Raw genomic sequence first — 25,909 nt, forward strand, 5'->3', positions numbered from 1 at the left:
TGCACCATCACGGACGCCAGCGATACACGACGAGGCTCGACCCGTTGTAGTTGTCCTTCGTGATCACGTATTCGCCGGTCGAGCGCAGGTACGCGCGGATGCCGTACATCGAGTCGACGTCGTTGCCGACGTCCATCGCCGACGTGTTCGAGTTCGTCAGCGTGGTGACGAGGCTGCCGGTGTTCAGGTCGAACACATCGACGTTCGGCACCGTGTGCACGTAGCCGACGAACAGGTAGTGGCCGGCCGCCGCCATCGATTTCGGATTCGCGCTCGTCAGGTTGATCGCCACGTTCGGCGTACTTGTGTTGCCGGCCTTCCAGCCGCGATAGACCTCGATGTGCCCGTTCATCGCGGTCCAGTCCCAGCTGCCCGAGATGCCCTGCGCGAGGATCATCGTGTCGCTGTCGGCCTGGTAGATGATCCGCGTGAGCGGCAGCACGGTGCGCGGAATCGGAATCTGCACCGGCTTGCCCCATGTCGGCTTCCCGGCCGCGTCGAAACCCGTCATCGGATAGTGCGAGATGTTGTTGGTGCGATCGAGCCCGGCCCACACGTCGCCGTTGTCGTCGAGCGAGAAACCGGCCGTCACCTGCAGCGTCGTGTTGAACGGCTTGCCGGGAATCGAGCCGTCCGGAATCGCAATGTAGCCGCTCGCGCTGTTGAAGTGATAGAGGTTGTAGTTGCCCGGATTCTGCCCGGTCGCGACGAGCATCCGGGTGCCCTTTACCAGCGCGAGCTGGCCGAAATGCTGGCCGCGCTGGTAGTCGTTCATGTCGAGGCGCGGGTCCTTCGGATAGCTGAACGGATCGATCGTGTTCGCGACGAACGTGCCGCCCGCGGTGCCGGTGTACACGTTGTTGCCGCTGTAGAAGAACGCGCCGTCGGTCGCCGGATCGGGCGCGGCGGCGCCTTCGAAGTTCAGCGCCTGCAGCTTCCATTGCAGCGCGCCCGTCGGGTTGTACGAATGCAGGTCGGTGCTGCCGTTGCGCCCGAGATCCCAGCCACCGCCCCACGCGTTGTTCAGCACGTACAGGTTGCCGGCCGCGTCCTTGCCGATGCCTGCGACGCGCGTGAAGCGCTTGTCGCCGACCTGACCCTTGATGCCCGACGTCGTGTCGAGATAGCCGCCCTGCACGCCGAACGTGCCGAGCTGCACGGGCTGGCCCACGAGCGCGTAGATCTTGATGTTCATGTCGGGGCCTTCGTCGCCCACCAGCAACTGCCCGCGCGGCGCATCGAAATACAGCGATGCCGGCCGCGCACGGGCCGCCATCTGGATCGTGCTCATCGCCGTGCCCGTCGGGCTGAACTGCGCGACGACGCCCGCGCTCTTGCGCGCGACCCACAGGTTGCCGGCCGCGTCGAGCGCCAGCGCGCCGGGGCCCGATACGCCGATGTCGCGCTGCCACACGCCGTCCGTCGTGTAGACGCGCACGCGGTTGCCGTAGAAGTCGCTCACGTACAGCAGGTTGCCCGCCGTCGCGAGGCCCGTGATCACGTCCGCGTACTGGATGCCCGTCCACGTGCTGACCGGAATGCGCAGGTCGCGCTGGTTCGTGCTGCGGTTGTAGCGGCCGACCGAGCCGCTGCCGAACGTGCGGTTGTAGCCGAGCGCGACGAACAGCGCGTTCGCGTTGCCGGTGATCGCGCCACCCTGGAATTCGTCATGGATGCCGATCGTGCCGAGCGTCTGCCCGTTCTGGTAGATCGCGACGCCGCCCGCGTTCTCGTCCCAGCGCGACGCCGTATAGATCACGCCCTCGGGGGCGACCCACAGCGAGCGCGCGCCGTTGCCGACGTGCGCGGCGAGCGTGCCGAACGTGTTCGCGAGCCAGTCCGTCGTGTATTGCGCTTGTGCGTGACTGACCGGCGCCAGCATTGTCATGCACAACCCAAGCAATGCCGCGCGAATTTGTTTCGATAACATGAATGATGCTCCCGGACGATTGTTGTTCGACACTCTAATTCGCCGCGTATGAAATATCGGTGATTTTTTAAAAAACCGGTTCAATTGCATGTCGAATTGTTCATTGAGTTCCTTTACCGCGCGACGCCGGCTGACTGAAGATCGACCGATCCGGAAGTCGCACCGCGGATCCCCGCCAGGCAGCGCTCTCACGATCCGTGGTCTTCGGCACTTTATTCCGAATCGCCCAATACAAATACGTCATTTTTTCTGATTCGCTCGCATTGAATTCCCATTGCCGGCCAGTCGATTCAATGATTACAAATCGAAATTAAAATGAAAGAAAAAAATATTGTCCGGCGCATGCGACATCACGTCACCGGACGCGCAGGCCGCATACCGTATTGCCGGGAAATCGTGAAGAAGTGAAATAAGACGATGCGCGACGGAATGCCGTTGCCGATGCAGGCAGCCCGGAGGAGGTGCCGAGAATTCGGCGGAAGGAGACACGGCCGCAGGTCAACCGGGACGGCCGCACGCCGGCCGAACGTGAAGGCGATGTGCTCCGGTGCGGGCCGTCGGGCATTGTGCCGCCCGAGCCGCCCGGATACGACAGGATTGGGTACACGTCGCGCAGCCAGTGGCCCGCATCGAATGCGGGCCACTGGCTGCGCATGACATCAGAACTTCTGACGCAGCCCGAGGCTGACGATCGCCTGCGACCGCGAGTCGGACGAGTGGCCGTTCGCCTTGTCCGACACCGATGCGGTCGCCGCCACCGGCCGGCCGAGCGCGTCGAGCGTCGTGCCCGACGCATGCTGGTACGCGCCGAGCAGGTACACGCTGGTGCGCTTCGACAGGTCGTAGACCGCGCCGAGCGTGACGTTGTGATACTGCGCGCGGTTGTCGATGCCGTCGACGTCGCTGCCGCGCGTGTAGCTGTAGCCCGCGAACAGTTGCGTCTGCGGCTGCACGTTCCAGCGCGTGAACACGCCCGCGACGTTGAACGTCGCATGACCGCTGAACAGCGACTGGGCACCGCTGCGGTACTGCACGTTGCTGTAGTTCACGCCGACCACGGCCGGGCCGAAGTCGTACGTCGCGCCGGTCGCGATGATCTGCTGCGACTGCGCGCTCGCATAGCCTTCGTTGATCGACGAGTTGAACAGGCCGTCGTCGGTGCTCCGCCACTTGCCGGCGGTCGGGTCGGTCGCGCCCGTCTTGCTGTTGTCCGAACGCTCGTAGCCGACGCCCACGCGCAGCGGCCCCGCCGCGTACGCCGCGCCGACGCTCCATGTGTTGCGCTGCTTCATGCTGCCCGGCTGGCTGCCGAAGCCGTACAGCGCGCCGAACGTGAAGCCCGCGTAGTTCGCGCTCGTGTACTTGATCGAGCTGTCGACGCGCGCGGTCTGGTCGAGGTCGTCGATGTCGCCCGGATGCGCGCCGAAGCCGCCGATGAACGACGACGGGCCGACCGGGCTCACGAAGTCGTCGAGCGACGTGTACTGGCGACCGAGCGTGACCGTGCCGTAACGGTCGCTGCCGACGCCGACGAACGCCTGCCGGCCGAACTGGCGGCCGCCCTGGCCCGACGTGCCGTTGGTGATGTCGAAGCCGTTCTCGAGCACGAACAGCGCGCGCATCCCGCCGCCAAGATCCTCGGAACCCTTGATGCCCCAGCGGCTGCCGGACAGGTTGCCGGTCGTCAGGGCGACGTCCGAGTGCCCCGTATAGGCGCCCGGCGAGCCGACCCGTTCGTTGCTGCGATAGGTCACGCCCGCATCGACGATGCCGTACAGCGTGACGGAGCTTTGCGCGGAGGCGATGCCCGCGAGCGAGAGCAGCAGCGGTGCTGCGATCAGTTGCTTGTTCATGGTTTTTTAGCGTCTCCGGGCGGTGAGCCCGTTGTTCTATGTGAGTAGCGCGTGCGGTCGGCGAGATCCACCGGCATGGCGAGGCCGGCGGCGTCCGCACACGGGAACGCGCGCATGCGAAACGCGCGCGCGACGTCGCGGCCAGCATGCCCGCCGCGGCCGCCATGGTAGTTGGAACCGGTTCCGGTCGATAGCGCAATAATGAAAACAGCTTCTTGCCAAAATCGAGATAATCAGCCGCGCGGCGGACGTCCCTGTACAGCGCGAGGCCGCGCGCCCGATAATCGGGCACCCGCCTTCCACCGGGAGTCTTCGGCATGCACCAATCGACCCTGCTGATCTTCGCCGCCGTCGCGTTCGTCGGGATCGCGACGCCCGGCCCGACCGTGCTGCTCGCCCTGACCAACGGCTCGCGCTACGGCGTGCGCCGCGCGGCCTTCGGCTTCGCCGGCGCGATGCTGTCCGACTTCGCGCTGATCGTCGCGGTCGCGCTCGGCCTCGGCGCGCTGCTGATGGCGTCGGCGTTCTGGTTCTCGGTGGTGAAATGGCTCGGCGCCGCGTATCTCGCGTATGTCGGCATCCGGCTGCTCACGTCGAAGGGCTCGCTCGACGTCGCCGTCGCGCATGGCGACGCGGCGTACGAACGCAACGCGTCGATCTTCGCGAAGAGCTTCCTGACCGCGGTGACCAATCCGAAGGGCTATCTGTTCTTCTCCGCGTTCCTGCCGCAGTTCCTCGATCCGGCCGCCCCGCTCGCGCCGCAATACGTCGCGCTCGCGGTCACGTTCGCGCTGCTCGACGGCGCGGTGATGTTCGGCTACGCGCTGCTCGGCGCGCGCGCTATGCGGCTGCTGAAACGCTCGGGCGCGCTGTGGCTCGAACGCACGTGCGGCGCGATGCTGCTCGCGCTGGCGGGATCGCTCGCGCTGTATCGGCGGCATGCTGCGTAGGGGCATCGGCATGCGCGGTGCTTCGGGTGCTTCGGGTGCTTCGGGTGCTTCGGGTGCTTCGAGCGCACCGTTCGCGCGGGTCGCATTGCCCGCAACGTTCTCAACAGGCTCGCGATGAGAATCGACGTCCCTCCCCGCTCCGGTTTCCCCGGCCTGTCGCTCCGCCAGTTCGACCGCTCGGATCTCGATACGTGGTTCGCGTACCTGTCGAACCCCGACGTCGTCCGCCACACGAGCTGGAACCTGCATGCGCGCGACGATCTGCTGCCGCTGTTCGACGGCATCGAATCGGCTCATCCGGATTCGATCCGCCGCCTCGCGATCGTCGACGACGCGTCGGGCGCGCTCGCCGGGACCATCGGGCTGCATACGGTATCCACCGCGAACCGCTCGGCCGAGATCGCGTACGACCTCGCGCCGTCGCACTGGGGGCGCGGCATCGCGAGCGCGCTGTGCGCGAGCGTCACCGCGTGGGCGTTCGCCGAAAGCGGCTTCATGCGTATCCAGGGCGTCGTGCTGACCAGCAACGCCGGCTCCGCGCGCGTGCTGCAGAAATGCGGCTACCGGTACGAAGGATTGCTGCGCGCATACCGAATGGTGCGCGGCACGCCGGGCGATTTCGCGCTGTACGCGCGCCTCGCGACCGACTGACGGGCCGACGCGACGCGCGACGCGCCTATCCGCGCGCCGTCGACGCGAATGGACGACCCGCGTCGAATTCGCGACAATCGCCGTTCCCCGCTTCGACTCCTTCGCCATGAAAATCGCCGCGCTGTCCGACATCCACGGCAACCTCGCCGCGCTCGACGCGGTGCTCGACGACGTGCGCCGCCGCGGCGCCGACGTGATCGTCAACCTCGGCGACATCGTGTCGGGCGCGCTCCATCCTGCCGCAACGGCCGACCGCCTGATCGCGCTCGACCTGCCGACCATCAAGGGTAATCACGAACGGCAACTGCTGACCGGCGATCGCGACACGATGCGGCTGTCCGACCGCTGGGCGCACGACACGCTGCGCGACGACCAGCGCGCATGGATCGCCGCGCTGCCCGAGCGCCTGACCCTCGGCGACGATGTGCTGATGGTGCACGGCACGCCTGCCAGCGACCTCGTCTACTTCCTCGAAACGGTCACGCCCGACGGCTGCCGTGCGGCGACGCCCGATGAAATCGCGCAGCGCGCGGGCGACGAGACGGCCTCGCTGATTCTGTGCGGCCATACGCACGTGCCGCGCCTCGCGAAACTCGACGACGGCCGGCTGATCGTCAACCCCGGCAGCGTCGGGCTGCAGGCGTACGCGGACGATCTACCGCACCCGCACCGGATCGAAACGGGTTCGCCGCATGCGCGCTACGCGATGGTGTCGCGCACGCTGGCCGGCTGGCACGCCGAATTCCATGCGGTCGAATACGACTGGCATACGGCCGCCGCCACCGCGGCATCGCGCGGCCGCGACGACTGGACCGTCGCGCTGCGCACCGGCCGGTGCTGACGCATTGCCGCCTTCCATTCACCCGCTTCGTTCGCCAGAACACCAATCCGTCATGCCCGTTCCGTCACAACTGCTGTTCCTGCCCGGCGCATCGGGCAGCACCGCCTTCTGGCAACCGCTCGCGAGCCGCCTCGCGCATCCGGCCGAGCGTCGGATCGTCGGCTATCCGGGCTTCGGCGACACGCCGCGCGATCCGGCCGTCGACGACTTCGACGGTCTCGTGCGCCATGTGCTGAGCGCGATCGACCGGCCGACGGCCGTGATCGCGCAATCGATGGGCGGTGTGATCGCAATGTGCGCGGCACTCGAACGTACGGCGCTCGTCACGCACCTGGTGCTGACGGTCACGTCGGGCGGCCTCGACATGCAGGGGCTCGGCGCGCAGGACTGGCGCGCCGGCTTCGCGCAAGCGAACCCGCAATTGCCCGACTGGTTCCTGACGTTGCGCGCCGACCTGTCGCAGGACATCGGCCGCATCGCGCAGCCGACGTTGCTGCTGTGGGGCGACGACGATCCGATCAGCCCGGTCGCGGCCGGCAAACGCCTGCTCGAACGGCTGCCCGATGCACGGCTGCACGTGGTGCCGGGCGGCCGGCATGATCTCGCGGCCGTGCATGCCGAAACGCTCGCGCCGCTCGTCGACGCGCATCTGCAGCGCGTGTGACGCAGCCCGCTTCGCCTCCGAAGCCCGCGACGCGCTTGGCACCGCATTACACGGCGTCGCGTCAGGTCGCGTTCACCAGCGTCAACCGCGCTTCGAGTCCGCCGCCGTCCGGCCGGTTGCGCAACGTGAGCGTGCCGCCCATCGCGAGCGCAAGCTGCCGCGCGATCGCGAGGCCGAGCCCCGTGCCGCCCGTCTCGCGATTGCGGGACGTCTCCACGCGCCGGAACGGTTCGAACACAGCATCGAGCTGATCGTCCGGAATGCCCGGCCCGCGGTCGAGCACCGCAATGACCGCGCCGCCGCCCGGCGCCGCCTGCACGTCGATCTCGGCCGCGCCCGCGAACTTCAGCGCGTTGTCGACGAGGTTGCCGACGATCCGGCGCAGCGCCTTCGGCCGCGTGACGAGCGCGAGCGGGCCGCCGCCATGCAGCGCGACGTCCTGCCCCGCATCCGTGTAGTCGCACACGATGCTGTCGAGCAGCGCATCGAGATCGATCCGGCGCGCGGCCTCTTCCGTGCCGTGCAGCGTGCGCGCATACGCGACGCCTTCCTTGACCAGATGCTCCATCTCGAGCAGGTCCTGGCGCAGCTTCGCGCCCTGCGCGTCGTCGTCCATCACGTCGACGCGCAGCCGCATCCGCGTGATCGGCGTCTGCAGGTCGTGCGAGATCGACGCGAGGATCTGCATGCGCTCGGCCATGTATTGCGCGATGCGGTCCTGCATCGCGTTGAACGCCCGCGCGGCACGCGCGACTTCGGACGGCCCGTCCTCGTTCAGGCGTTCGCCCTTCAGGTCGGGGCCGAGCGCGTCGGCCGCCTGCGCGAGCTGCTTCAGCGGTCGCGTCGCGAGCCGCACCGCGAGCCAGCAGCACGCGGCCAGCACCGCGAGCTGCAGCGCGAGCACGACCGGCAGCCAGCCCGACAGCGGCACCGTCGACATCGGGTGGATGTCGATCGTCAGCGGCGAGCCGTCGGTCAGGCGCAGATGCACCTGCAGATGCTCGCGATCGCCGGGGATCGCGTTCGCCGTCAGCGGATAGTCGCCGCCGATGCCGTCCGAGATCGAGCGCTCGACGCGCGCCGAGAGCCGCGCCTCCGGCGGCGTGCCCGTCTCGCCGGGCCCGAGGATGAACGCGTAGCTGCGCCGTGCGAGACGCGGCAGCCACGCGGCACGCTGGTCGGGCGGCAGGTGATCGAGCAGCGCGACCGAACTCGCGACCTCGCGTTCGATGTAGCCCATCATCAGGTTGGTGGTCGCCTGGTCGCGCTCGGTGACGGTGAGCCAGAACGACAGCGTCTGCGCGAGCGCAAGGCCCACGCACAGGATCAGCGCGAGCCGCGCGAACAGCGAGCGCGGCCAGTGCCACGGGGTGCGCGCGCTCATGCGTCGCCTTCGACCGCGGTCACCGCCGACGAGAACACGTAGCCCTCGTTGCGCAGCGTCTTGATGTAGCGCGGCTCGCGCGCGCCGTCGCGCAGGCGCTGGCGCAGCCGGCTCACGAGCAGGTCGATCGACCGGTCGAACGGATCGGACTGCCGGCCCTGCGTGAGGTTGAGCAACTGGTCGCGCGTCAGCACGCGCTGCGGATTGTCGAGGAACACGCGCAACAGCCGGTATTCGGCGCCGCTCAACGCGACCAGCGTGCCTTCGGCGTCGAGCAGGTGGCGCCCGGTCGTGTCGAGCCGCCATTCACCGAACGCGAGCATCGCGGCCGACTCCGTCACCTGCATGCCGGGCGGCAGCATGCGCGCGCGGCGCAGCACCGAGCGGATCCGCGCGAGCAGCTCGCGCACCGCGAACGGCTTCGCGAGATAGTCGTCGGCGCCCATCTCCAGACCGATGATGCGGTCGGTTTCCTCGCCTCGTGCGGTCAGCATCAGCACCGGCACCGTCCGGAACTTGCCCGCGCGCAGATCGCGGCACAGCGTGAGGCCGTCCTCGCCGGGCATCATCAGGTCGAGCACGATCAGGTCGGGCGCGCCGTCGTCGAGCGCGTTGCGCATCTCGCGGCCGTTCGCGGCGAGCGACACGCGCATGCCGTTCTTCTCCAGGTAGTCCGCGATCAGTTCGCGGATCGCGCGATCGTCGTCGACGATCAGTACGTGGTCGATCTTGTCCATGGGTCGGTGTCGTTGGCGTGATGTTCCGGCTGGCGATGTCCGCTTTTATACCCCACTGCGGGCACCCGTTTGTATCCCAATGTATCGCGCCGCCGTGACGACACACAACATTGCACACGCGCGGCCTGCCGGACACATCGCAGATACGTCGGCGCGGCCCAATGAGGGCTGTCGAAACCTGTCCGGCCGCCGCCCCCGCGCGGCGGCCGGCCGAACCGGAGAACCGCCATGCCGACCAGACTCAAGACCGCCGCCCTCGTGATCGCCCTCGCCGCCACGGCCGGCCTCGCCGCGTTCGCCGGCACCCGCGACGAGGCGGGCATGACCGCCTCGCTGGCCGGCACGCCGGCGCCCGACTTCACCGGCATCGAGCGCTGGCACAACAGCGCGCCGCTCAAGCTCGACCAGCTGCGCGGCAAGGTCGTGCTGGTCGATTTCTGGACGTACTCGTGCATCAACTGCATTCATACGATTCCGTACGTGAACGACTGGTACCGGAAGTATCGCGACCAGGGGCTCGTCGTGGTCGGCGTGCATACGCCCGAGTATCCGTTCGAACGCGATGCGAAGAACGTCGCCGATGCGGTCAAGCGCTTCGGCATCCAGTATCCGGTCGCGCAGGACAACCGCTACGACACGTGGCGCGCGTACGGCAACCAGTACTGGCCCGCGCTGTACCTGATCGACGCGAACGGCAAGGTCGTCTATACGCGGTATGGCGAGGGCGGGTATGACAAGACGGAAGCGGCGATTCGGGGGGCGCTGGCGCAGGCGGGGGAAGTGGCGAAGGGCGCGACGCGTACGCAGTAGCGTGCGCCGGCGCGGGCGCCACATGCGCCCCCGTGCGATTCACCGTGACTCACCCGCGCTTCGCGTCGGCTTCCGCCAGCATCGCCTCGCCGATCGCGAGATTCCCGTCCGCGATCAGCGCGTCGCCCGCGCCGCGAATATCGTCGACCGCCTTGTTCTGCCCGAGCTTGCGCTTGCCGACGAGCCGCGTGATCTCGATCTGCAGCCCGACGATCGACTGCAGCATCGTGTCGAGATAGTCCTTCGGCGCGTCGGCCATCTTCCACGGCGCCGGCTGCGACGCCTCGTGCGTGCGCGTCAGCCGCGCGACCACGCCGCGCACGAACTTCTCGTCGTCGCGCACGGTGATGCGGCCGTGCGCATGCACGACCACGTAGTTCCACGTCGGCACCTGCCGATGCGCGACGTGCTTGCTCGGATACCAGTTCGGCGAGATGTACGCGTCGCCGGCGCGGAAGATCACGAGCACCTCGTCGCCATCCGCGACGTCCTGCCAGACCGGATTCGCGCGCGCGACGTGCGCATGCAGTTCGCCGAGGCCGCCATCGCCCGGCAGCAGTTCGAACGGAAGGTGGTTCGCGTCGAGCCCGCTGTTCCCGCGCGTGACCAGGGTGCCGAACGGATGCTGGACGATCAGTTCACGCAGCTCGTCGGGACGGGATTCGGCGAAATCGGCGGGGACATACATGGCGGCTCCACGGTCGGATAGGGTTCGAAGGGAACGGGTCGGAACCGGCCCGTCATGCCCCGATTGTGATCGCTAACTGGTTTATGCTGTAGAGCCGGTTTAGAACATTTTCAGCAGACCAGAATCATGGCCAGGACCGCCCGGATCGTCGAAATCCCGTCGCTCGGCGCGCTCGACCGCGCGGCCGGCGACCTGAGCCGCCAGCTCGCGCAGGCGTTGCGGGACGCGGTGCGCCGCGGCGACGTGCGGCCCGGCGACACGCTGCCGTCCACGCGGCTGCTCGCGGCATCGCTGCAGGTCTCGCGCGGCACCGTCGTCGACGCGTATGCGCAACTCGTCGCCGAAGGCTTCCTGGAGTCGCGCGGCGGCGCCGGCACGCGGGTCGCGAACGCGCTGGCCGAGCCGTCGCCGCCGGCTGGCGCACCGCCCGCCGCCCGCCAGCGCGCCGCCCATGCCGGCCTGCCCGAACCGGCCGCGACGTTCGCGCGGATCGCCCGTGAATTCCGTCCGCTGCCGGCCGCGCCCTTCGCGATCTCGGTGCCGGTCGGGCTCACCGCGCCCGACGACATCTGGCGCCGGCTCGGCAACCGCCTGCGCGCCCGCGGCGCCGGCGCGCCGTCCGGTTATGCGGATCCGCAAGGCACGCTGCCGCTGCGCGAAGCGATCGCCGATTACGTGCGCCGCTCGCGCTCGGTGCGCTGCAGCGCCGAGCAGGTCGTCATCACGAGCGGCACGCAACAGGGGCTGCACCTCGCGAGCCAGATCCTGCTCGGCCCGAACGATCGCGCGTGGGTCGAAAATCCCGCCTATCGCGGCATCACCGCGCTGCTCGAGAGCACCGGGCGGCGCGACGCGATGGTCCGCGTGCCGGTCGACGCGGACGGCATCGACGTCGAGGCCGGCATCCGTCTCGCGCCGGACGCGCGCGCGGCGTTCGTCACGCCGTCGCACCAGTATCCGCTCGGGATGCCGATGAGCATGGCGCGCCGCAACGCGCTGCTCGGCTGGGCGCGCGCGCATCGCACATGGGTGGTCGAGGACGACTACGACAGCGAGCTGCGCTACGAAGGCTATCCGTTCCCGTCGCTGCAAGGCCTGGATCCGGAACACGTGATCTATCTCGGCACGTTCAGCAAGATCCTGTTCCCGTCGCTGCGGCTCGGCTACGTGATCGCGCCCGCCGAGCTCGTGCCCGCGTTCTGCGGCGCGCGCGCGCTGATGGATCGCCATGCGCCGACCGCCGATCAGCACGTGCTCGCCGCCTTCATCGCGGAAGGCCATCTCGACCGCCACATCCGCCGCGTGCGCGGCGTCTACGCGGAACAGCGCGCGCTGCTGATCGACACGCTCGGCGCGCGGCTGCCGCGCGAGCGCGCCTGGGTGCAGCCGGGCGATCAGGGGATGCACGTCGTGCTGTGGCTCGCGGAAGGAATCGACGATCTCGACGTGGTGGCGCGCGCCGCGCAGGCGGGCGTGGCGGTGCGCGCGGTGTCGCCGATGTTCGCGCCGGGCACCGCGCGTCCGGGCCTCGTGCTCGGCTTCGGCGGGTTCGATCGCGCACGGATGGAAGCGGCCGCGCAGCGGCTCGCGGATGTGGTCGGCGAAGCCGCCGGCGTCGATTCGTCGGAGGAATCGCGGCGGCGCACGCGACCAAAGGTTGTCCGCGGGCAACAAACGTAATCGTCTGTAACGCCTGCAGGAAAACCGGCGTTTTGGCCACAGGTGACGCTGCGCGGTTTGCTAGGATCGCGCCTTTTCCGCTCGCGCTCCTGCCGCCGTGAATCGCTTCGTGCCGTATCTTCGAGATCTGTGGCTTCGCTGCCGTACCGGCGCCCGCGCGTTCGGCGCCGGCGCGTGGCATCGCCTGCGCCATCCGACGCGCCGCGGCGTCGCGCTGACGCTCGCCGCGATCCCCGTGCTCGGCCTGCTGGTCCTGCTCGCGTTCGTGCCGTTCACGCCGAGCATCGGCGACATCCGCAAGGCGCGCATCGACCGTCCGGCGCGCGTGCTGTCGGCCGACGGCCAGCTGATCGCCGAGTTCCGGCCCGTGAACCGCGAATGGGTGCCGCTCAAGCAGATCTCGCCGCACATGGTCGACGCGCTGATCGCGACCGAGGACCACCGCTTCTACGCGCATCACGGCATCGACTGGCGCCGCACGCTCGCGGCCGGCCTGCATACGTTTTCGGGCAGCCGCCAGGGCGGCTCGACGATCACGCAGCAGCTCGCCCGCAACCTGTATCCGGACGAAGTCGGCCGCGCGCCGACGCTCACGCGCAAGGTGAAGGAGCTGATCACCGCGTTCAAGATCGAGGCGGTATACAGCAAGGACGAGATTCTCGAGACTTACCTGAACACCGTGCCGTTCCTGTACAACGCGTACGGCGTCGAAATGGCCGCGCGCACCTATTTCGGCAAATCGGCGGACCAGCTCGACATCGTCGAAAGCGCGACGCTCGTCGGGATGCTGAAGGGCAACAGCTACTACAACCCGGTGCTGAATCCGGAGCGCGCGGTCCAGCGCCGCAACATCGTGCTCGCGCGGATGGCCGCGATGGGCATGCTGTCGCCGCGGCAGCTCGCGCAACTGCAGCGCCGCCCGCTGCGCGTCGACTTCGAGCCGCAGACCGCGCAACCCGGCCCGGCCCCGCACTTCGCGGTGCAGCTGCGCAAGTGGCTGATCGCCTGGGCCGACCGCAACAACTACGACCTCTACGCGGACGGCCTCGTCGTGCGCACGACGCTCGATGCGCAGCTGCAGGACATGGCGACGCGAGCGCTGACGCAGCAAACCGACCGCCTGCAGGCGATCGCCGATGACGCGTGGCACAACCCGTCCGGCTGCGGGCTGCGCAACGACCTGTTCCGCGGCTTCATCCGGCAGACGCCCGACTATCGCGACGCGCGCGCCGCCGGGCTCGCCGACGCGGCCGCGCTGAAGCAGCTCGGCGCGAATCGCGCGTTCGTGCGCGCGTTGTGCGAGCGCAAGACGCAGGTGCAGGCCGGCTTCGTCGCGCTCGATCCGCGCAACGGCGCGATTCGCGCGTGGGTCGGCAGCCCCGACTTCGGCAGCGAGCCGTTCGATCACGTCGTGCAGGCGCGACGCCAGCCGGGCTCGACGTTCAAGCCGTTCGTCTATGGCGCCGCGTTCGCGGACGGCATGCGGCCGGACGATACGTTCGTCGATCGCCCGGTGGCAATTCCGATCGGCGCGCACGCGGTATGGCGTCCGACCGATGCCGAACCGCCGACGGACGCACCGATGACGCTGCGCGACGCACTCGCCCTGTCGCGCAATCGCATCACCGCGCAGGTGATGCAGCGCGAAGGCGCGGCCAGGGTCGCACAGCTCGCCCGTGCGATGGGCGTGCGCGAAAGTCCGCTCGATGCGGTGCCGTCGCTCGCGCTCGGTACGAGCCCCGTCACGCTGAAGGAAATGGTGTCCGCGTACGGGACGATCGCGAACCGCGGCGTGTACGTCGCGCCGCAGATGATCACGCGCATCGAGGATCGCGACGGCAAGATGCTCGCCGCGTTCGGCAGCGCGCCGCCCGAACGCGCGATGCCGGTGGCCGCGGCACAGACGCTGGTCGACGTGATGCGCGGCGTCGTCGATTACGGGACCGGTGCCGACATCCGCTCGCGCTACGGGATTCGCATCGACGTCGCGGGCAAGACCGGCACGACGCAAGACAACACGGACGGCTGGTTCATCCTGATGCATCCGCAACTGGTGGCCGGCGCGTGGGTCGGCTTCGACGACGGCAACGTGACGCTGCGCAGCGACTACTGGGGCGCGGGCGCGCACAGCGCGCTGCCGATCGTCGGCTCGTTCTACGATGCGGCGCTGCGTGCGCGAGCGATCGACCCGCATGTGCAGTTTTCGCCCGACTTCCGGCCGCGCAGCGCGCCGGCGCCGGCGCCGAGGCGGCGTCCGCATCCGGGCCTGTTCGACTGGCTGAAGATTTTCCGCTGAGCGCGGCACGGCAATCACGCTTCGTCATCCTTCGCGAAGCGATCGTCGCACGCACCTCACCTCGTCGACGCGATTCGTCCGCCGATGCAGGAGGCCGCCATCACGACACGTTGGAGCGCGTCGACCGCGTGCGTCGTTCTCGAATGCACGCTGTTCGATTTCGGCGGAGTTCAGTCCGCCGTGTCGCCGCTCTTCGGCAGCTTCGACCATGCGTTGCGTCCCGGCGCCGGCGACCATGCCGGACGCGTCTTGCGCGCGCTGTCGATCACGACCAGGTAGCGCCCGGCGATCGGCGTGACGTCGCGATCGCGGCGCAGCACCCACAACGACTTGCCGTCTTCGACGCGCGCCTCGTAGTCGTCGTCGAGGATGCCGTGCTGGTCCAGGAACGCGTTCAGCGAAGCAGGAATCCGCACGCAGCCTTTCGAGTGCCGGATGCCGAGCAGCGGTTCGAGGCGATCGGGATCGGTCGCGTGCATCTGGAAGCGCATCGGCGACTTGCCGCCCTTGCCCCAGCCGCGCTCGCCGTCCACCCAGCCGAAGTCGTAGATGCGCATGTCGCGCTTGCCGTAGCCGCGAATGCCGTTGTCGTTCGTCGTGCCTTCCGCGCGAAAGTCCATGTTGTCGGGCGAGTGGTGGAACACGCCGAGCGGCGTCAGGAAGTGATCGTATTTGCCGGGCCAGCCGGTGCCGACCGGCGACGCGCCGATCATCAGCCACGCATTGGACGGCGTCGCGCGGAAGTAGATGAACAGCGCCTGCACGTTCGGCGCACGGTCGACGATCGCAACGTATTCGCCGGCCAGGTCGTCGAGGTCCGCATCGGCGAGCGCCTGCTGGAGGCGGACGCCATACGCGCGCTGCTCGTTCGCGGGCACGTTCAGGCGTCGCGTGACTTCCTGCGTGAAGCGCTTGCGCATGTCGATCGCACGCGCGGTTGCGCTCTTCGCTTCGTCGGCCGACAGCGGCGGATGCCGGCGCGGCGGCGTCGGTGCGGGTGCTTCGGCTTCGCTTGCCGGCGTGCCGGATGCTGCCGATGCAGGCGATGCCGCGGATGCTGCCGATGCCGTGGAAGCCGCGGATGCCCCGCTGGCGGGCGACGCATGATTCGCGGCCGATGCCGCGGATGACGGCACGACTCCCCACGACCCATGCGCCGACGAAGCCGAACGCGCAGCCGAAGCCGCGGACGACGGCGCGACTCCCGACGACACATGCGCCGACGAAGCCGAATGCGCGGCCGAAGCCGTTGATGAGGACGACGTAGCAATGGCCGACGGCACGTCGGACGCGGCAAAGGCGGGCCACGCGACAAGCACGGAGATCGGGAGAACGGCCGCGAGCCACACATACGTGGTGACTGCGAGGGTACGGCAACGCGGCTTGGACAACCGCCGCGTCAGGTCGGAGAGCATCATGCGATCGAAGCCATCGGCCGAACCGGCCGCCGCACGTTGCGAACGGCGCATCTCCCGCGCGAGCCATCGACACGCCGGCCGCACGCATGTGCCCGGCGCCGACGCCTCTTCGCGGTGGAGTCGTTCGCAGTACAACGCGTTCGGTCCAATGGCGGCTAATGAGTCGTCAGATCTTTCATTCTACCCGCGCGGGCACGAATCGGCAGGGCCGCCTCCCCGGTTTCGCCGCGGTTTTGCGTTTCGTCACGCTTTGTTTCAACTCATTGCTGCTTGATGCGCCGCTGCATGGCAGGTTGCTTCGCCGGGCGTGTCCGGCAATACAAAACCGAAACGCCCGGAAATTCACTCGCATGCTGCATACGACACGCGAGCGCGCAACCCCCGTCTACTTCGAAATGGTTTCGAGCGCGATGCCTTTGGTGCGCGGCCCCATGAACCCGATCGCGGCCATCACGATCACCATCGCGCCGGCGATGAACGCGAACACGCCGAACGTGCCGAAACCCTTCAGCACGGCCGCGATCACGAACGACGAGAAGATCGCCGAGAAGCGGCTCCACGAGTAGACGAAGCCCACCGCGCGCGCGCGGATCGACGTCGGGAACAGCTCGGCCTGATACGCATGGAAGCTGTACGACATGATGTTGCTCGCGAGCGTGAGGCCGATGCCGAGCACGATCAGGAACGCGCCCACCGTCGTCTGGCTGAACAGCAGCCCGCAGACGACGATCGCCGCCGCCATCGCGACGATCACCGACTTGCGCTCGAAGCGGTCGGCGATCACGAGGCCGATCAGCGGGCCGAGCGGCGCCGCGAGCGCGATCACGCTCGAATACATGAGACTCGACGTGATCGTGATGCCCTGCTTGATCAGCAGCGTCGGCACCCAGTTCGCGAAGCCGTAGAAGCCGACCGTCTGGAACACGTTGAAGATCGTCATCATGATCGTGCGGCTGCGATACGGCGGCACCCACATGTCGCGGAAGCTGCCGCGCGGCGGCACCGGCTCGGAGGGCGCGGGCGGCGGCAGCGGCCGGCCGTATTCGGCTTCGACCTTCGCCTCGAGCGCGCGCATGATGCGGTCGGCTTCGTCGACGCGGCCCTGCTGCGCGAGCCAGCGCGGGCTTTCCGGCAGCGCGCGGCGAATCCACCACACGAACAGCGCGCCGTGCGCGCCGATCAGCACGACCCAGCGCCAGCCGTCGAGGCCGAACGGTGCGTGCGGCACGAGCAGGTACGCGAGGAACGCGACCACCGGCACCGCGACGAACCCGACCGCCTGCTCGCACGCGAACGCGCGGCCGCGGATCTGCTTCGGCACGAGTTCGGAGATGTACGTGCCGATCGTCACCATCTCGACGCCGAGGCCGAGACCGACGACGAAGCGCCAGAAGTTCAGCCCGCCTGCCGTGTCCTGGAACGCCATCACGACGTTGGCGGCCGTGTACCACAGCAGCGACCACGTGAAGATCGCGCGGCGGCCGAAGCGGTCCGCGAGGAAGCCGCATGCGATCGTGCCGATGAAGAGGCCGGAGAACAGCGCGGCGATGAAGCTCGCGACGCCCGTGGTGCCGAACAGGCCGTGCGTCGTCGCGGACAGGATCCCGCTTTTCACGAGGCCCGGCGCGACGTAGCCGCTGTACAGCAGATCGTAGAGTTCGAAGAAGAAGCCGAGGCTCAGCAGCACGACGAGCTTCCAGACGCTGCGGGTCGGCGGCAGGCGGTCGAGGCGGGCTGAAATCGAGCCGGCGTCGATGGAAGAGGACGAGGCGGCTGCCTGGGGAAAGCTGTCCGTTGAGACCATCTGGGTCGTGTCTCCTGATCGTGTCGTGTGTTGTTGTCCGGCGGCCGATCGGCCCGGCCGCCGTCGGGCGATTCATCGCATTGTACCGGCACGCCGCGCGCGCCGCGTCGCGTGGCGAACCGGTTCGGACACCCCACTTTCGCGCCGGACAATGTGTAACTTGCGTAACTGTCTGTCGAATCTGTAAGGTTCGAAGGCATCGCGATCGTCTGCCACTCGCGCGCATCCGAAGCCGGCACGGCCCCGTCTGCAAGGGGCTGCCGGGCCGTCGCGCGCCCGCGCCGGCACCGCGAGACACGACAGGCAACGTGCGCAATCGGCAGCGCTGCCGCCGCCACGCCCCGGTAACATGCTACCGGGCCAACTCCCGGCTTCCGGACGCCTTTCGGCACCCGGCATTGTCGGCAAAACGTAAGCATTCCATGTTCATACAACGACTCTCCACGTACGCACGCCGGATCGCGCTGTTCGCACTGCTGCAGTTCGCGGCGATCGCGACCGCGTCGGCGTTTCCGACAGCTGCGTCCGCACCGGGCGCGAGCGGCGTCGGCGTCCCCGTGCCGACCATTTCGCTGAACGACGCGGTTGCGCGGCTCAAGCAGATGCAGGTGCAACAGGACCGCATCAAGCAGCAGACATCGAACGCGACCAACAGCAAGGAACTCGACGAGCTCGGCGACGCGACCCAGGAACTGAGCGCCGACGTCGACAAGCTGCAGAGCCAGCTCGCGCCGCAGCGCACGCAAGTCCAGGCGCAGCTCGACGTGCTCGGCCCGCCGCCGGCCCCGGGCGCATCGCCCGAAACGCCTGCCGTCGAACAGCAGCGGGAGACGCTGAACGCGCGCAAGGCGCAGATCGACGCGGCGCTGAAACAGGCCGCCGACCAGAAGACCAACCTCGCGAACCTGAACGACCAGTTTGCGAAACTGCACCGCAGCCTGCTGAAGAACCAGCTCGCGTTCCGTTCGGGCAGCATCTTCGGTGCGCAGTTCTGGCTGCCGCTGTTCCACCTGTCGCCGGACGACGTCCAGCGGCTCGAGGACTTCAACGACGAACTGCGCGACATGCTGCGCTCGTCCTGGACACCCGGCCAGCGCGCCATCACCACGCTGCTGCTGATCGCCGCGCTCGCTGCGTGGCTCGGCGGCCGCCGCGTCGTCGAACGCGGGCTCGCGTGGTTCTGCCTGAACCGCCTGCCGCCCACCCGGCTGCGCCGCAGCGCGCTGGCGCTGGCGACGGCGTTCTCGACGCTGCTCGCGACCGCGGTCGCCGTCCAGATCCTCTATCTCGCGCTCGCGCGCCACTCCGAGCTCACGTCTTCGATGACCGATCTGTGGGACCAGTTCGCGAAGCTCTCCGTGACCTGCGCGCTGATCGCCGGCCTTGGCCGCGCGCTGCTCTGCACGAAGCATCCGTCATGGCGGCTGCCGGCGCTCGCCGATCCCGTCGCGCTCGCGATGAAGCCGTTCCCCGGCGTGCTGGCCGCGCTGCTGCTGATGTCCGGCACGCTCGAGTCGATCAACCGGATCGTCGATACCAGCCTGTCCGTCACGCTGTTCGGCCGCGGCATCGTCTCGCTCGTCGTCGCGCTGACCGTCGGCGCGTCGATCCTGCGCGCGAATCGCGTCCGCACCGCGCTGGCGGCATCCGGCGAGGCGCCCGAGCAACGCTCGACGCTCGCCGGGCTGATTCACGCCGGCGTCACGCTGGCGATCGTCGTGTCGCTGGTCGCGCTGCTGATCGGCTACATCACGGTCGCGCGCTTCATCACGTACGAGCTCGTCTGGTTCGAGATCGTGGTGTGCAGCGTCTACATCCTGACGCAGCTGACGCGCGACGCGAGCGAAAGCCTGTTCTCCGCGAACCTGTCGACCGGCAAGCAGATCAAGCACCTGTTCGCGCTCGACGACCGGCATCTCGACCAGGCCCACACCGTCGTGTCCGGCCTCGGCACGAGCCTGCTGATGCTGGTCGCGGCGATCGCGCTGTTGACGGGCGGCTTCGGCACGACGCCGAGCGACCTGCTCGACAGCGCGGTCGCGATGATCGGCGGCCAGCGGCTGCAGAGCCTGAACATCATGCCCGACCGGATCCTCAACGCGGTGATCGGGTTCGCGATCGGCTTCTACCTGCTGCGCTCGGTGCGCCGCTGGCTCGACGGCGAGTTCATGCCGGCACTCGGCATGGACGCGGGGATGCGCGTGTCGCTGATCACGCTGTTCACCAACGTCGGCTACGTGCTGCTCGTGCTGATGACGCTGGGGCTGCTCGGCGTCAGGTGGAGCAACCTCGCGTGGATCGTCAGCGCGTTGTCGGTCGGTATCGGTTTCGGCCTGCAGGAGATCGTGAAGAACTTCGTGTCGGGGCTGATCCTGCTGACCGAGCGACCGGTGAAGGTGGGCGACATGGTCAGCATCGCGGGCGTCGAAGGCGACATCCGCCGCATCAACGTGCGCGCGACCGAGATCCAGCTCAGCGACCGCTCGACCGTCATCGTGCCGAACTCGCAGCTGATCTCGCAGAACGTGCGCAACGTGACGATGGGCAACAGCACGCAGGGCGTCGCGACGCTGATGCTCACGTTCCCGCTGAACACCGACCCCGAGCAGGTGCGCGACCTGCTGCTCGACGCGTATCGCGAGCACCCGGCGATTCTCGACAAGCCGGCGCCGTCGGTCACGTTCAGCCAGCTCGCGCCGGACGGGATCACGCTGAGCGTCACGGGCTACGTGGCGAGCCCGCGGATCGCCAGCTCGACGAAGAGCGACCTGCTGTTCGAGATCCTGAAGCAGTTGCGGGCGGCGCAGATTACGCTGTCGACGCCGCAGATGCTGGTCGTGCAGAACATGCCGGCAAGCGACGCTTCCGCGCCGCACGAGTAAGCGATCGAGCGGGCATGCGCCGATCGGGCATCGGCGCGCACGCATCGCCGCAAGCGCCAAGGGCCGGTTACCGCTTTCGCGGCAACCGGCCCTTGTCATTCGATCGATTCGACCGTCGCGGCGCCCTCCCGGACGCGCTCCGTCAGACGTCGAACTTCACCCCCTGCGCCAACGGCAGCTGACGGCTGTAATTGATCGTGTTCGTCGCCCGGCGCATATACGCCTTCCACGCATCCGAACCCGACTCGCGGCCGCCGCCCGTTTCCTTCTCGCCGCCGAACGCGCCGCCGATCTCCGCGCCGCTCGTGCCGATGTTCACGTTGACGATCCCGCAATCGCTGCCCGCTGCCGACATGAACTGCTCGGCCTCGCGCATGTCGTTCGTGAAGATCGCCGACGACAGGCCTTGCGGCACCGCGTTGTGCAGTTCGATCGCATCGTCGAAGTTGTCGTAGACCATCACGTAGAGAATCGGCGCGAACGTCTCGCGCTCGACCACGGCCGATTGCTTCGGCATCCGCACGATGGCCGGGCGCACGTAGTACGCATCCGCGTGACCCACGTCGACGCGCTCGCCGCCTTTCACCTCGCCGCCCTGCTCGCGTGCGTCGCCCAGCGCCTTCTGCATCGCATCGAACGACGCGCGATCGACCAGCGGGCCGACCAGCGTGCCTTCTTCAAGCGGGTTGCCGACCTTCACCGACGCGTAGGCCTTCTCGATGCGCGGCAGCAATTGCTCGACCAGGCTGCGATGCACGATCAGGCGGCGCAGCGTCGTGCAGCGCTGGCCGGCCGTGCCGACGGCCGCGAACGTAACTGCACGCACGACGAGGTCCAGATCCGCGCTCGGCGCGACGATCATCCCGTTGTTGCCGCCGAGTTCGAGGATGCCGCGGGCGAGACGCTGGCTCAGCACCTTCGCGACCTCCTGGCCCATCCGCACGCTGCCCGTCGCGCTGACGACCGGCACCTTCTTCGACGCCGTCAGCACCTCGCCGACATCGCGCATGCCGAGCACCAGCTGGCTCAGCTCCGCCGGCGCGACACCCGGATGCGTCTTGTCGAATTCGCGGATCGCCTTCTGGAGCAGCACGTGGCACGCGATTGCCGTGAGCGGCGTCTTCTCGGACGGCTTCCACACGACCGAATCGCCGCACACGAACGCCAGCGCCGCATTCCACGCCCACACCGCGACCGGGAAGTTGAACGCCGAAATCACGCCGCACACGCCGATCGGGTGCCACGTTTCCATCATCCGGTGGCCCGGGCGCTCGGACGCGATCGTCAGGCCGTAAAGCTGGCGCGACAGGCCGACCGCGAAATCGCAGATGTCGATCATTTCCTGCACTTCGCCAAGGCCTTCCGACGTGATCTTGCCGGCCTCGAGCGTGACGAGGCGGCCGAGCTCGGCCTTGTGCTCACGCAGCACGTTGCCGAACACGCGCACGAGTTCGCCGCGCACCGGCGCCGGCACCGTGCGCCACTTGAGGAATGCGTCGTGCGCGGCGTCGATCTTGCGCTCGGCGTCGGCGGGCGAGTCGACCGCCAGCGTCGCGAGCGTCGCGCCGTCGAGCGGCGAACGCGCGGTCAGCGCATTGCCTTTCCACTGGGCGAGATCGATGTCGAGCGCAGCAAGAATGTCGTTGAATTGCATCACTTCCTCTTCAGGGACAGATTGATCGGTGCGGCGGCGACGCCGCCCGCGTGATTCGATTGGAGCGCGTTCGCGCGCCCTGTGCAAGCGGATGCGCAGCTCGGCAGGCCCGGTGCGCCGCACGGCGCATCGCGCGGCGCCGCCGCCGAAACCCCGGCCGGGCGGCGCGCCCCCGCCTCGCGAGGCACGATCCATGAGACACATTGTCGATGGCCACAAGTCCGGCCGCTATTGATATTAACTCACGACTTCATTCCCAAAACGCAACAACCCAGCGGGACGAATCCGCCCGTTTCGGCACCGGCATGGGACGTATCCAAGGCCGATGACCGGGCCGCCGCAGCGGTTTCGATGTGCGGCAAGTTGATGACAAAGTTGCATCACCCTGTGCGGAAATATCGTTTGCCGCGCTGGCGGCCGGCACCCACAATCGGGGCGGCGTCGAGGTGCACCGCACCCGGCGCGCCGACGGCCGCCCAACGGGCGGCCGACGACAGACGAAGGCAACACGCGTCGCGGCCCGGCGGTCCCGGTCGATCCGGACCAGACCTGCGAAGCAGTGCCGCTGCCCGGCCGGCGGCCGGCAACGCGCCGCCCTTCGTAACCAAAAAACAATCCCGGAGACAGCGCCCAGCACCCGCCATGCATTCAGATGCCCGCCCCGACTCGCCCCGTCCGTCCGGCTCGCCGCCCGCGCAGCCGTCCCTCCACCGCAGCCTGCAGGCGCGCCATCTGCGGATGATCGCGATCGGCGGCTCGATCGGCACCGGCCTGTTCGTCGCGTCCGGCGCGTCGATCTCGCAGGCCGGCCCCGGCGGCGCGCTGGTCGCGTACATGCTGATCGGCCTGATGGTCTATTTCCTGATGACGAGCCTCGGCGAAATGGCCGCGTTCATGCCGGTGTCGGGCTCGTTCGCCACCTACGGCGCGAAATTCGTCGACGAAGGCTTCGGCTTCGCACTCGGCTGGAACTACTGGTACAGCTGGGCCGTGACGCTCGCGGTGGAGCTCGTCGCCGCGCAGCTCGTGATGCACTACTGGTTCCCGCACATGCCGGGCGTCTGGTGGAGCGCGATCTTCCTCACCTTGATCTTCGCGCTCAACGCGCTGTCGGTGCGCGGCTTCGGGGAAGCCGAATACTGGTTCGCGCTGATCAAGGTGCTGACGGTGCTCGCGTTCGTCGGCGTCGGCCTGCTGATGATCTTCGGGATCATGCAGGGCGGCCCGAGCGCGGGCTGGGGCAACTTCACGATCGGCGACGCACCGTTCGCGGGCGGCTGGGCCACGATGCTCGGCGTCGCGATGATCGCGGGCTTCTCGTTCCAGGGCACCGAAATGATCGGCGTCGCGGCCGGCGAATCGGAGAACCCGCGCACGACGATCCCGCGCGCGGTCAGCCAGATCTTCTGGCGCATCCTGCTGTTCTACGTGTTCGCGATCTTCGTGATCGGCGTGCTGATTCCGTACACCGACCCGAGCCTGCTGAAGAGCGACGTGACCGACGTCGGCGTGAGCCCGTTTACGCTCGTGTTCCGCCACGCGGGCCTCGCGTTCGCGGCCGGCGTGATGAACGCGGTGATCCTGACGGCCGTGCTGTCGGCCGGCAACTCGGGCATGTACGCGTCGACGCGGATGCTCTACAACCTCGCGGTCGAGGGCCGCGCGCCGAAGCTGTTCGCGAAGCTGTCTCCGGGCGGCGTGCCGCGCAACGCGCTGTACGCGACGACCGCCGTCGGCGCGCTGTGCTTCCTCACGTCGCTGTATGGCGATAAAACCGTCTACCTGTGGCTGCTGAACACGTCGGGCATGGCCGGCTTCATCACGTGGCTCGGCATCGCGGTCAGCCACTACCGGTTCCGCAAGGGCTTCCTGAAGCAGGGCTACCGGCTCGACCAGCTGCCGTACCGGTCGAAGTGGTTCCCGTTCGGCCCGCTGTTCGCGTTCGCGCTGTGCGCGATCGTCGCGCTCGGCCAGGACTACCAGGCGTTCCTCGCCGACAGGATCGACTGGGCCGGCATCGCCGCGACCTACATCGGCCTGCCGTTCTTCCTCGCGATCTGGCTCGGCTACGCGCTGGTGCGCAAATGCCGCCTCGTCCGCTACGAGGACATGGAGATCGCGCCGTGGATCGAGCGCAACGCGGCGCCCGACGCCACGGTCAAGACCGACGCCGGCTATCCGGCCTACGTCGCCGCTCCGGCCAACCCGACGCCGGGCGCGTGATGCCCGGTCGCGCACCGGCCGCCGCCCGACCGCGGCGGCCGGTGCGCTGAACACCCCATTCGACGCGGCGCGCGCGTTCAGGCAAGATCGACGCGCGCCGTCCGTTTTTCCGTCGTCAAGAGTCCTCGAAAACGCATGCAGAACTTCTACGAAGCCACCGTTACCCGCCAGCCCTACCCGCAACTGACCGGCACGATCGACACGCAGGTCTGTATCGTCGGCGGCGGCCTCGCCGGCCTGTGCACGGCGCTCGGCCTCGTCGAGCGCGGCGTGCGGGAGGTCGTCGTGCTCGACGGCGAGCGGGTCGGCTTCGGCGCGTCCGGCCGCAACGGCGGCTTCGTGTTCGGTGGCTACAGCCTCGACAACGCGGACCTGCTGCGCACGCTCGGCCGCGACGAAGGCCGCCGCCTGTACCGGCTCACCGTCGATGCGGTCGACCTGATCCGCGCGCGGATTGCTCGCTACGGCATCGACTGCGACATCGTCGACGAGGGCGTGATGCTCGCGAACTGGTTCGACGATCCGTCGCGGCTCGACGGCGTGCGCACGCTGATGAAGCAGGAATTCGACGTCGACTGGGAACCGGTCGCGACCGACGCGCTGCGCGCGCGGCTGAAGACGCAGCGCTATTACGGCGGCCTGTTCGAGCCGAACGCGTTCCACTTCCATCCGCTCAAGTACGTGCTCGGCGTCGCGGCGGCCGCCTCGCGCGGCGGCGCACGCGTGTACGAACGCTCGGCCGCGCTCGGCATCGCGCGCGAGGGCGCCGGCTACGTCGTGCGCACGGCGCAGGGCACGGTGCGCGCGAAGGACGTCGTGTTCGCCGGCGGCGGCTACGCGCGCGGCGTGTCGCCGCGCATCGAGCGCGCGGTGCTGCCGATCGCGACCTACGTGATCGCGACCGAGCCGCTCGGCACGCGGCTGCCGGACGCGATCGACGCGCCTTACGCGATCTACGACACGCGTTTCGCGTTCGACTACTACCGGCCGCTGAAGGACACGCGGATTCTGTGGGGCGGCCGGATCTCGGTGCTCGACCGCGGCCCCGACGCGATCGCGCGGCTGCTGCGTCGCGACCTGCTGCGCGTGTATCCGCAGCTCGACGGCGTGAAGGTCGAGTACGCATGGGGCGGGCTGATGAGCTACGCGCGGCACAAGATGCCGCAGATCGGCCGCGATGCGGACGGCGTGTGGCACGCGATCGCATTCGGCGGTCACGGGATGGCGCCCACCACCGTCGCCGGCGAAGCGCTCGCCGCCGCGCTGGCCGGGGAGCAGCCGGTGCCGGAAGGCTTCGCCGCGTTCGGGCTCACGCGCACGTTCGGTCTCGCCGGCCTCGCGGCCGCGCAGCTCACGTACACCGCGTACCAGGCCCGCGACGCGCTCGCGTCGTGCCGGCGCTGAGCGGCGACGGCCGCCGAAACCGCGCGGCCGATTAGAGCAG

18 protein-coding genes are annotated in these 25,909 nt (G+C 68.6%); 10 read left to right on the forward strand and 8 right to left on the reverse strand.

The window, feature by feature from the left end; all coding sequences use genetic code 11:
* Positions 1-7: 7 nt before the first annotated feature.
* Together NQV17_RS31680 and NQV17_RS31685 are read right to left on the reverse strand one after the other, a co-directional pair.
* A complete protein-coding gene (locus NQV17_RS31680; protein WP_257775285.1) occupies positions 8-1,930 on the reverse strand; it encodes an SMP-30/gluconolactonase/LRE family protein in 1,923 nt (640 codons plus the stop codon).
* 659 nt (positions 1,931-2,589) lie between these two features.
* Complete coding sequence (locus NQV17_RS31685) at positions 2,590-3,783, reverse strand: porin (protein WP_257775286.1); 1,194 nt, start codon at positions 3,781-3,783, stop codon at positions 2,590-2,592.
* Between the two features lie 317 nt (positions 3,784-4,100).
* Here NQV17_RS31685 and NQV17_RS31690 point away from each other — a divergent pair, with 317 nt between their 5' ends.
* The 4 genes from NQV17_RS31690 (at position 4,101) to NQV17_RS31705 (ending at position 6,889) form a co-directional block, all read left to right on the forward strand.
* The gene (locus tag NQV17_RS31690; protein WP_257775287.1) at positions 4,101-4,733 is read left to right on the forward strand and encodes a LysE family translocator; all 633 of its coding nucleotides are present in this window, start codon (positions 4,101-4,103) and stop codon (positions 4,731-4,733) included.
* Positions 4,734-4,847: 114 nt separating this feature from the next.
* The gene (locus NQV17_RS31695) at positions 4,848-5,384 is read left to right on the forward strand and encodes a GNAT family N-acetyltransferase (RefSeq protein ID WP_257775288.1); all 537 of its coding nucleotides are present in this window, start codon (positions 4,848-4,850) and stop codon (positions 5,382-5,384) included.
* A gap of 106 nt (positions 5,385-5,490) precedes the next feature.
* Entirely contained in the window at positions 5,491-6,225 is a 735-nt protein-coding gene (locus NQV17_RS31700; RefSeq protein ID WP_257775289.1) for a metallophosphoesterase, read from the forward strand.
* 52 nt (positions 6,226-6,277) lie between these two features.
* Positions 6,278-6,889, forward strand: coding sequence for an alpha/beta fold hydrolase (locus NQV17_RS31705; RefSeq protein WP_257775290.1), 612 nt, complete (start codon positions 6,278-6,280; stop codon positions 6,887-6,889).
* 61 nt (positions 6,890-6,950) lie between these two features.
* Here the strand turns inward: NQV17_RS31705 and NQV17_RS31710 are convergent, their stop codons facing one another.
* Positions 6,951-8,273: an ATP-binding protein gene (locus NQV17_RS31710; RefSeq protein WP_044847428.1), complete on the reverse strand. Its 1,323-nt coding sequence runs from the start codon at positions 8,271-8,273 to the stop codon at positions 6,951-6,953.
* Positions 8,270-9,010, reverse strand: coding sequence for a response regulator (locus NQV17_RS31715; protein ID WP_044847429.1), 741 nt, complete (start codon positions 9,008-9,010; stop codon positions 8,270-8,272). Before NQV17_RS31715 ends, NQV17_RS31710 begins: the two co-directional genes overlap by 4 nt.
* Positions 9,011-9,238: 228 nt before the next feature.
* Here NQV17_RS31715 and NQV17_RS31720 point away from each other — a divergent pair, with 228 nt between their 5' ends.
* Positions 9,239-9,820: a thioredoxin family protein gene (locus tag NQV17_RS31720; protein WP_257775291.1), complete on the forward strand. Its 582-nt coding sequence runs from the start codon at positions 9,239-9,241 to the stop codon at positions 9,818-9,820.
* Between the two features lie 49 nt (positions 9,821-9,869).
* Here NQV17_RS31720 and NQV17_RS31725 read toward each other — a convergent pair whose 3' ends face one another.
* Positions 9,870-10,508: an FMN-binding negative transcriptional regulator gene (locus tag NQV17_RS31725; RefSeq protein WP_257775292.1), complete on the reverse strand. Its 639-nt coding sequence runs from the start codon at positions 10,506-10,508 to the stop codon at positions 9,870-9,872.
* A 126-nt stretch (positions 10,509-10,634) separates the two neighbouring features.
* Here NQV17_RS31725 and NQV17_RS31730 point away from each other — a divergent pair, with 126 nt between their 5' ends.
* Entirely contained in the window at positions 10,635-12,188 is a 1,554-nt protein-coding gene (locus NQV17_RS31730) for a PLP-dependent aminotransferase family protein (RefSeq protein ID WP_257775293.1), read from the forward strand.
* A gap of 97 nt (positions 12,189-12,285) precedes the next feature.
* Positions 12,286-14,484, forward strand: coding sequence for a penicillin-binding protein 1A (locus NQV17_RS31735; protein WP_257775294.1), 2,199 nt, complete (start codon positions 12,286-12,288; stop codon positions 14,482-14,484).
* Between the two features lie 170 nt (positions 14,485-14,654).
* Here NQV17_RS31735 and NQV17_RS31740 read toward each other — a convergent pair whose 3' ends face one another.
* Both NQV17_RS31740 and NQV17_RS31745 read right to left on the reverse strand, forming a co-directional pair.
* Positions 14,655-15,953, reverse strand: coding sequence for a hypothetical protein (locus NQV17_RS31740; RefSeq protein ID WP_257775295.1), 1,299 nt, complete (start codon positions 15,951-15,953; stop codon positions 14,655-14,657).
* A 334-nt stretch (positions 15,954-16,287) separates the two neighbouring features.
* A complete protein-coding gene (locus tag NQV17_RS31745) occupies positions 16,288-17,706 on the reverse strand; it encodes an MFS transporter (protein ID WP_257775297.1) in 1,419 nt (472 codons plus the stop codon).
* A gap of 422 nt (positions 17,707-18,128) precedes the next feature.
* On the opposite strand from NQV17_RS31745, the gene NQV17_RS31750 reads away from it, so the two are divergent.
* On the forward strand, positions 18,129-20,588 hold the full coding sequence (locus NQV17_RS31750) for a DUF3772 domain-containing protein (protein ID WP_257775298.1): 2,460 nt from the start codon (positions 18,129-18,131) through the stop codon (positions 20,586-20,588).
* Between the two features lie 142 nt (positions 20,589-20,730).
* On the opposite strand, the gene NQV17_RS31755 is transcribed toward NQV17_RS31750, so the two are convergent.
* On the reverse strand, positions 20,731-22,242 hold the full coding sequence (locus NQV17_RS31755; protein ID WP_044848776.1) for an aldehyde dehydrogenase family protein: 1,512 nt from the start codon (positions 22,240-22,242) through the stop codon (positions 20,731-20,733).
* Positions 22,243-22,884: 642 nt separating this feature from the next.
* Between NQV17_RS31755 and NQV17_RS31760 the strand changes: the two genes are divergently transcribed.
* Both NQV17_RS31760 and NQV17_RS31765 read left to right on the forward strand, forming a co-directional pair.
* Positions 22,885-24,465: an amino acid permease gene (locus NQV17_RS31760; RefSeq protein ID WP_257775299.1), complete on the forward strand. Its 1,581-nt coding sequence runs from the start codon at positions 22,885-22,887 to the stop codon at positions 24,463-24,465.
* A 135-nt stretch (positions 24,466-24,600) separates the two neighbouring features.
* On the forward strand, positions 24,601-25,869 hold the full coding sequence (locus tag NQV17_RS31765; RefSeq protein WP_257775300.1) for an FAD-binding oxidoreductase: 1,269 nt from the start codon (positions 24,601-24,603) through the stop codon (positions 25,867-25,869).
* The last annotated feature ends 40 nt before the right edge of the window (positions 25,870-25,909 follow it).

Origin of the sequence: Burkholderia sp. SCN-KJ, assembly GCF_024656005.1 — a bacterium.
Taxonomy (GTDB): Bacteria; Pseudomonadota; Gammaproteobacteria; order Burkholderiales; family Burkholderiaceae; genus Burkholderia.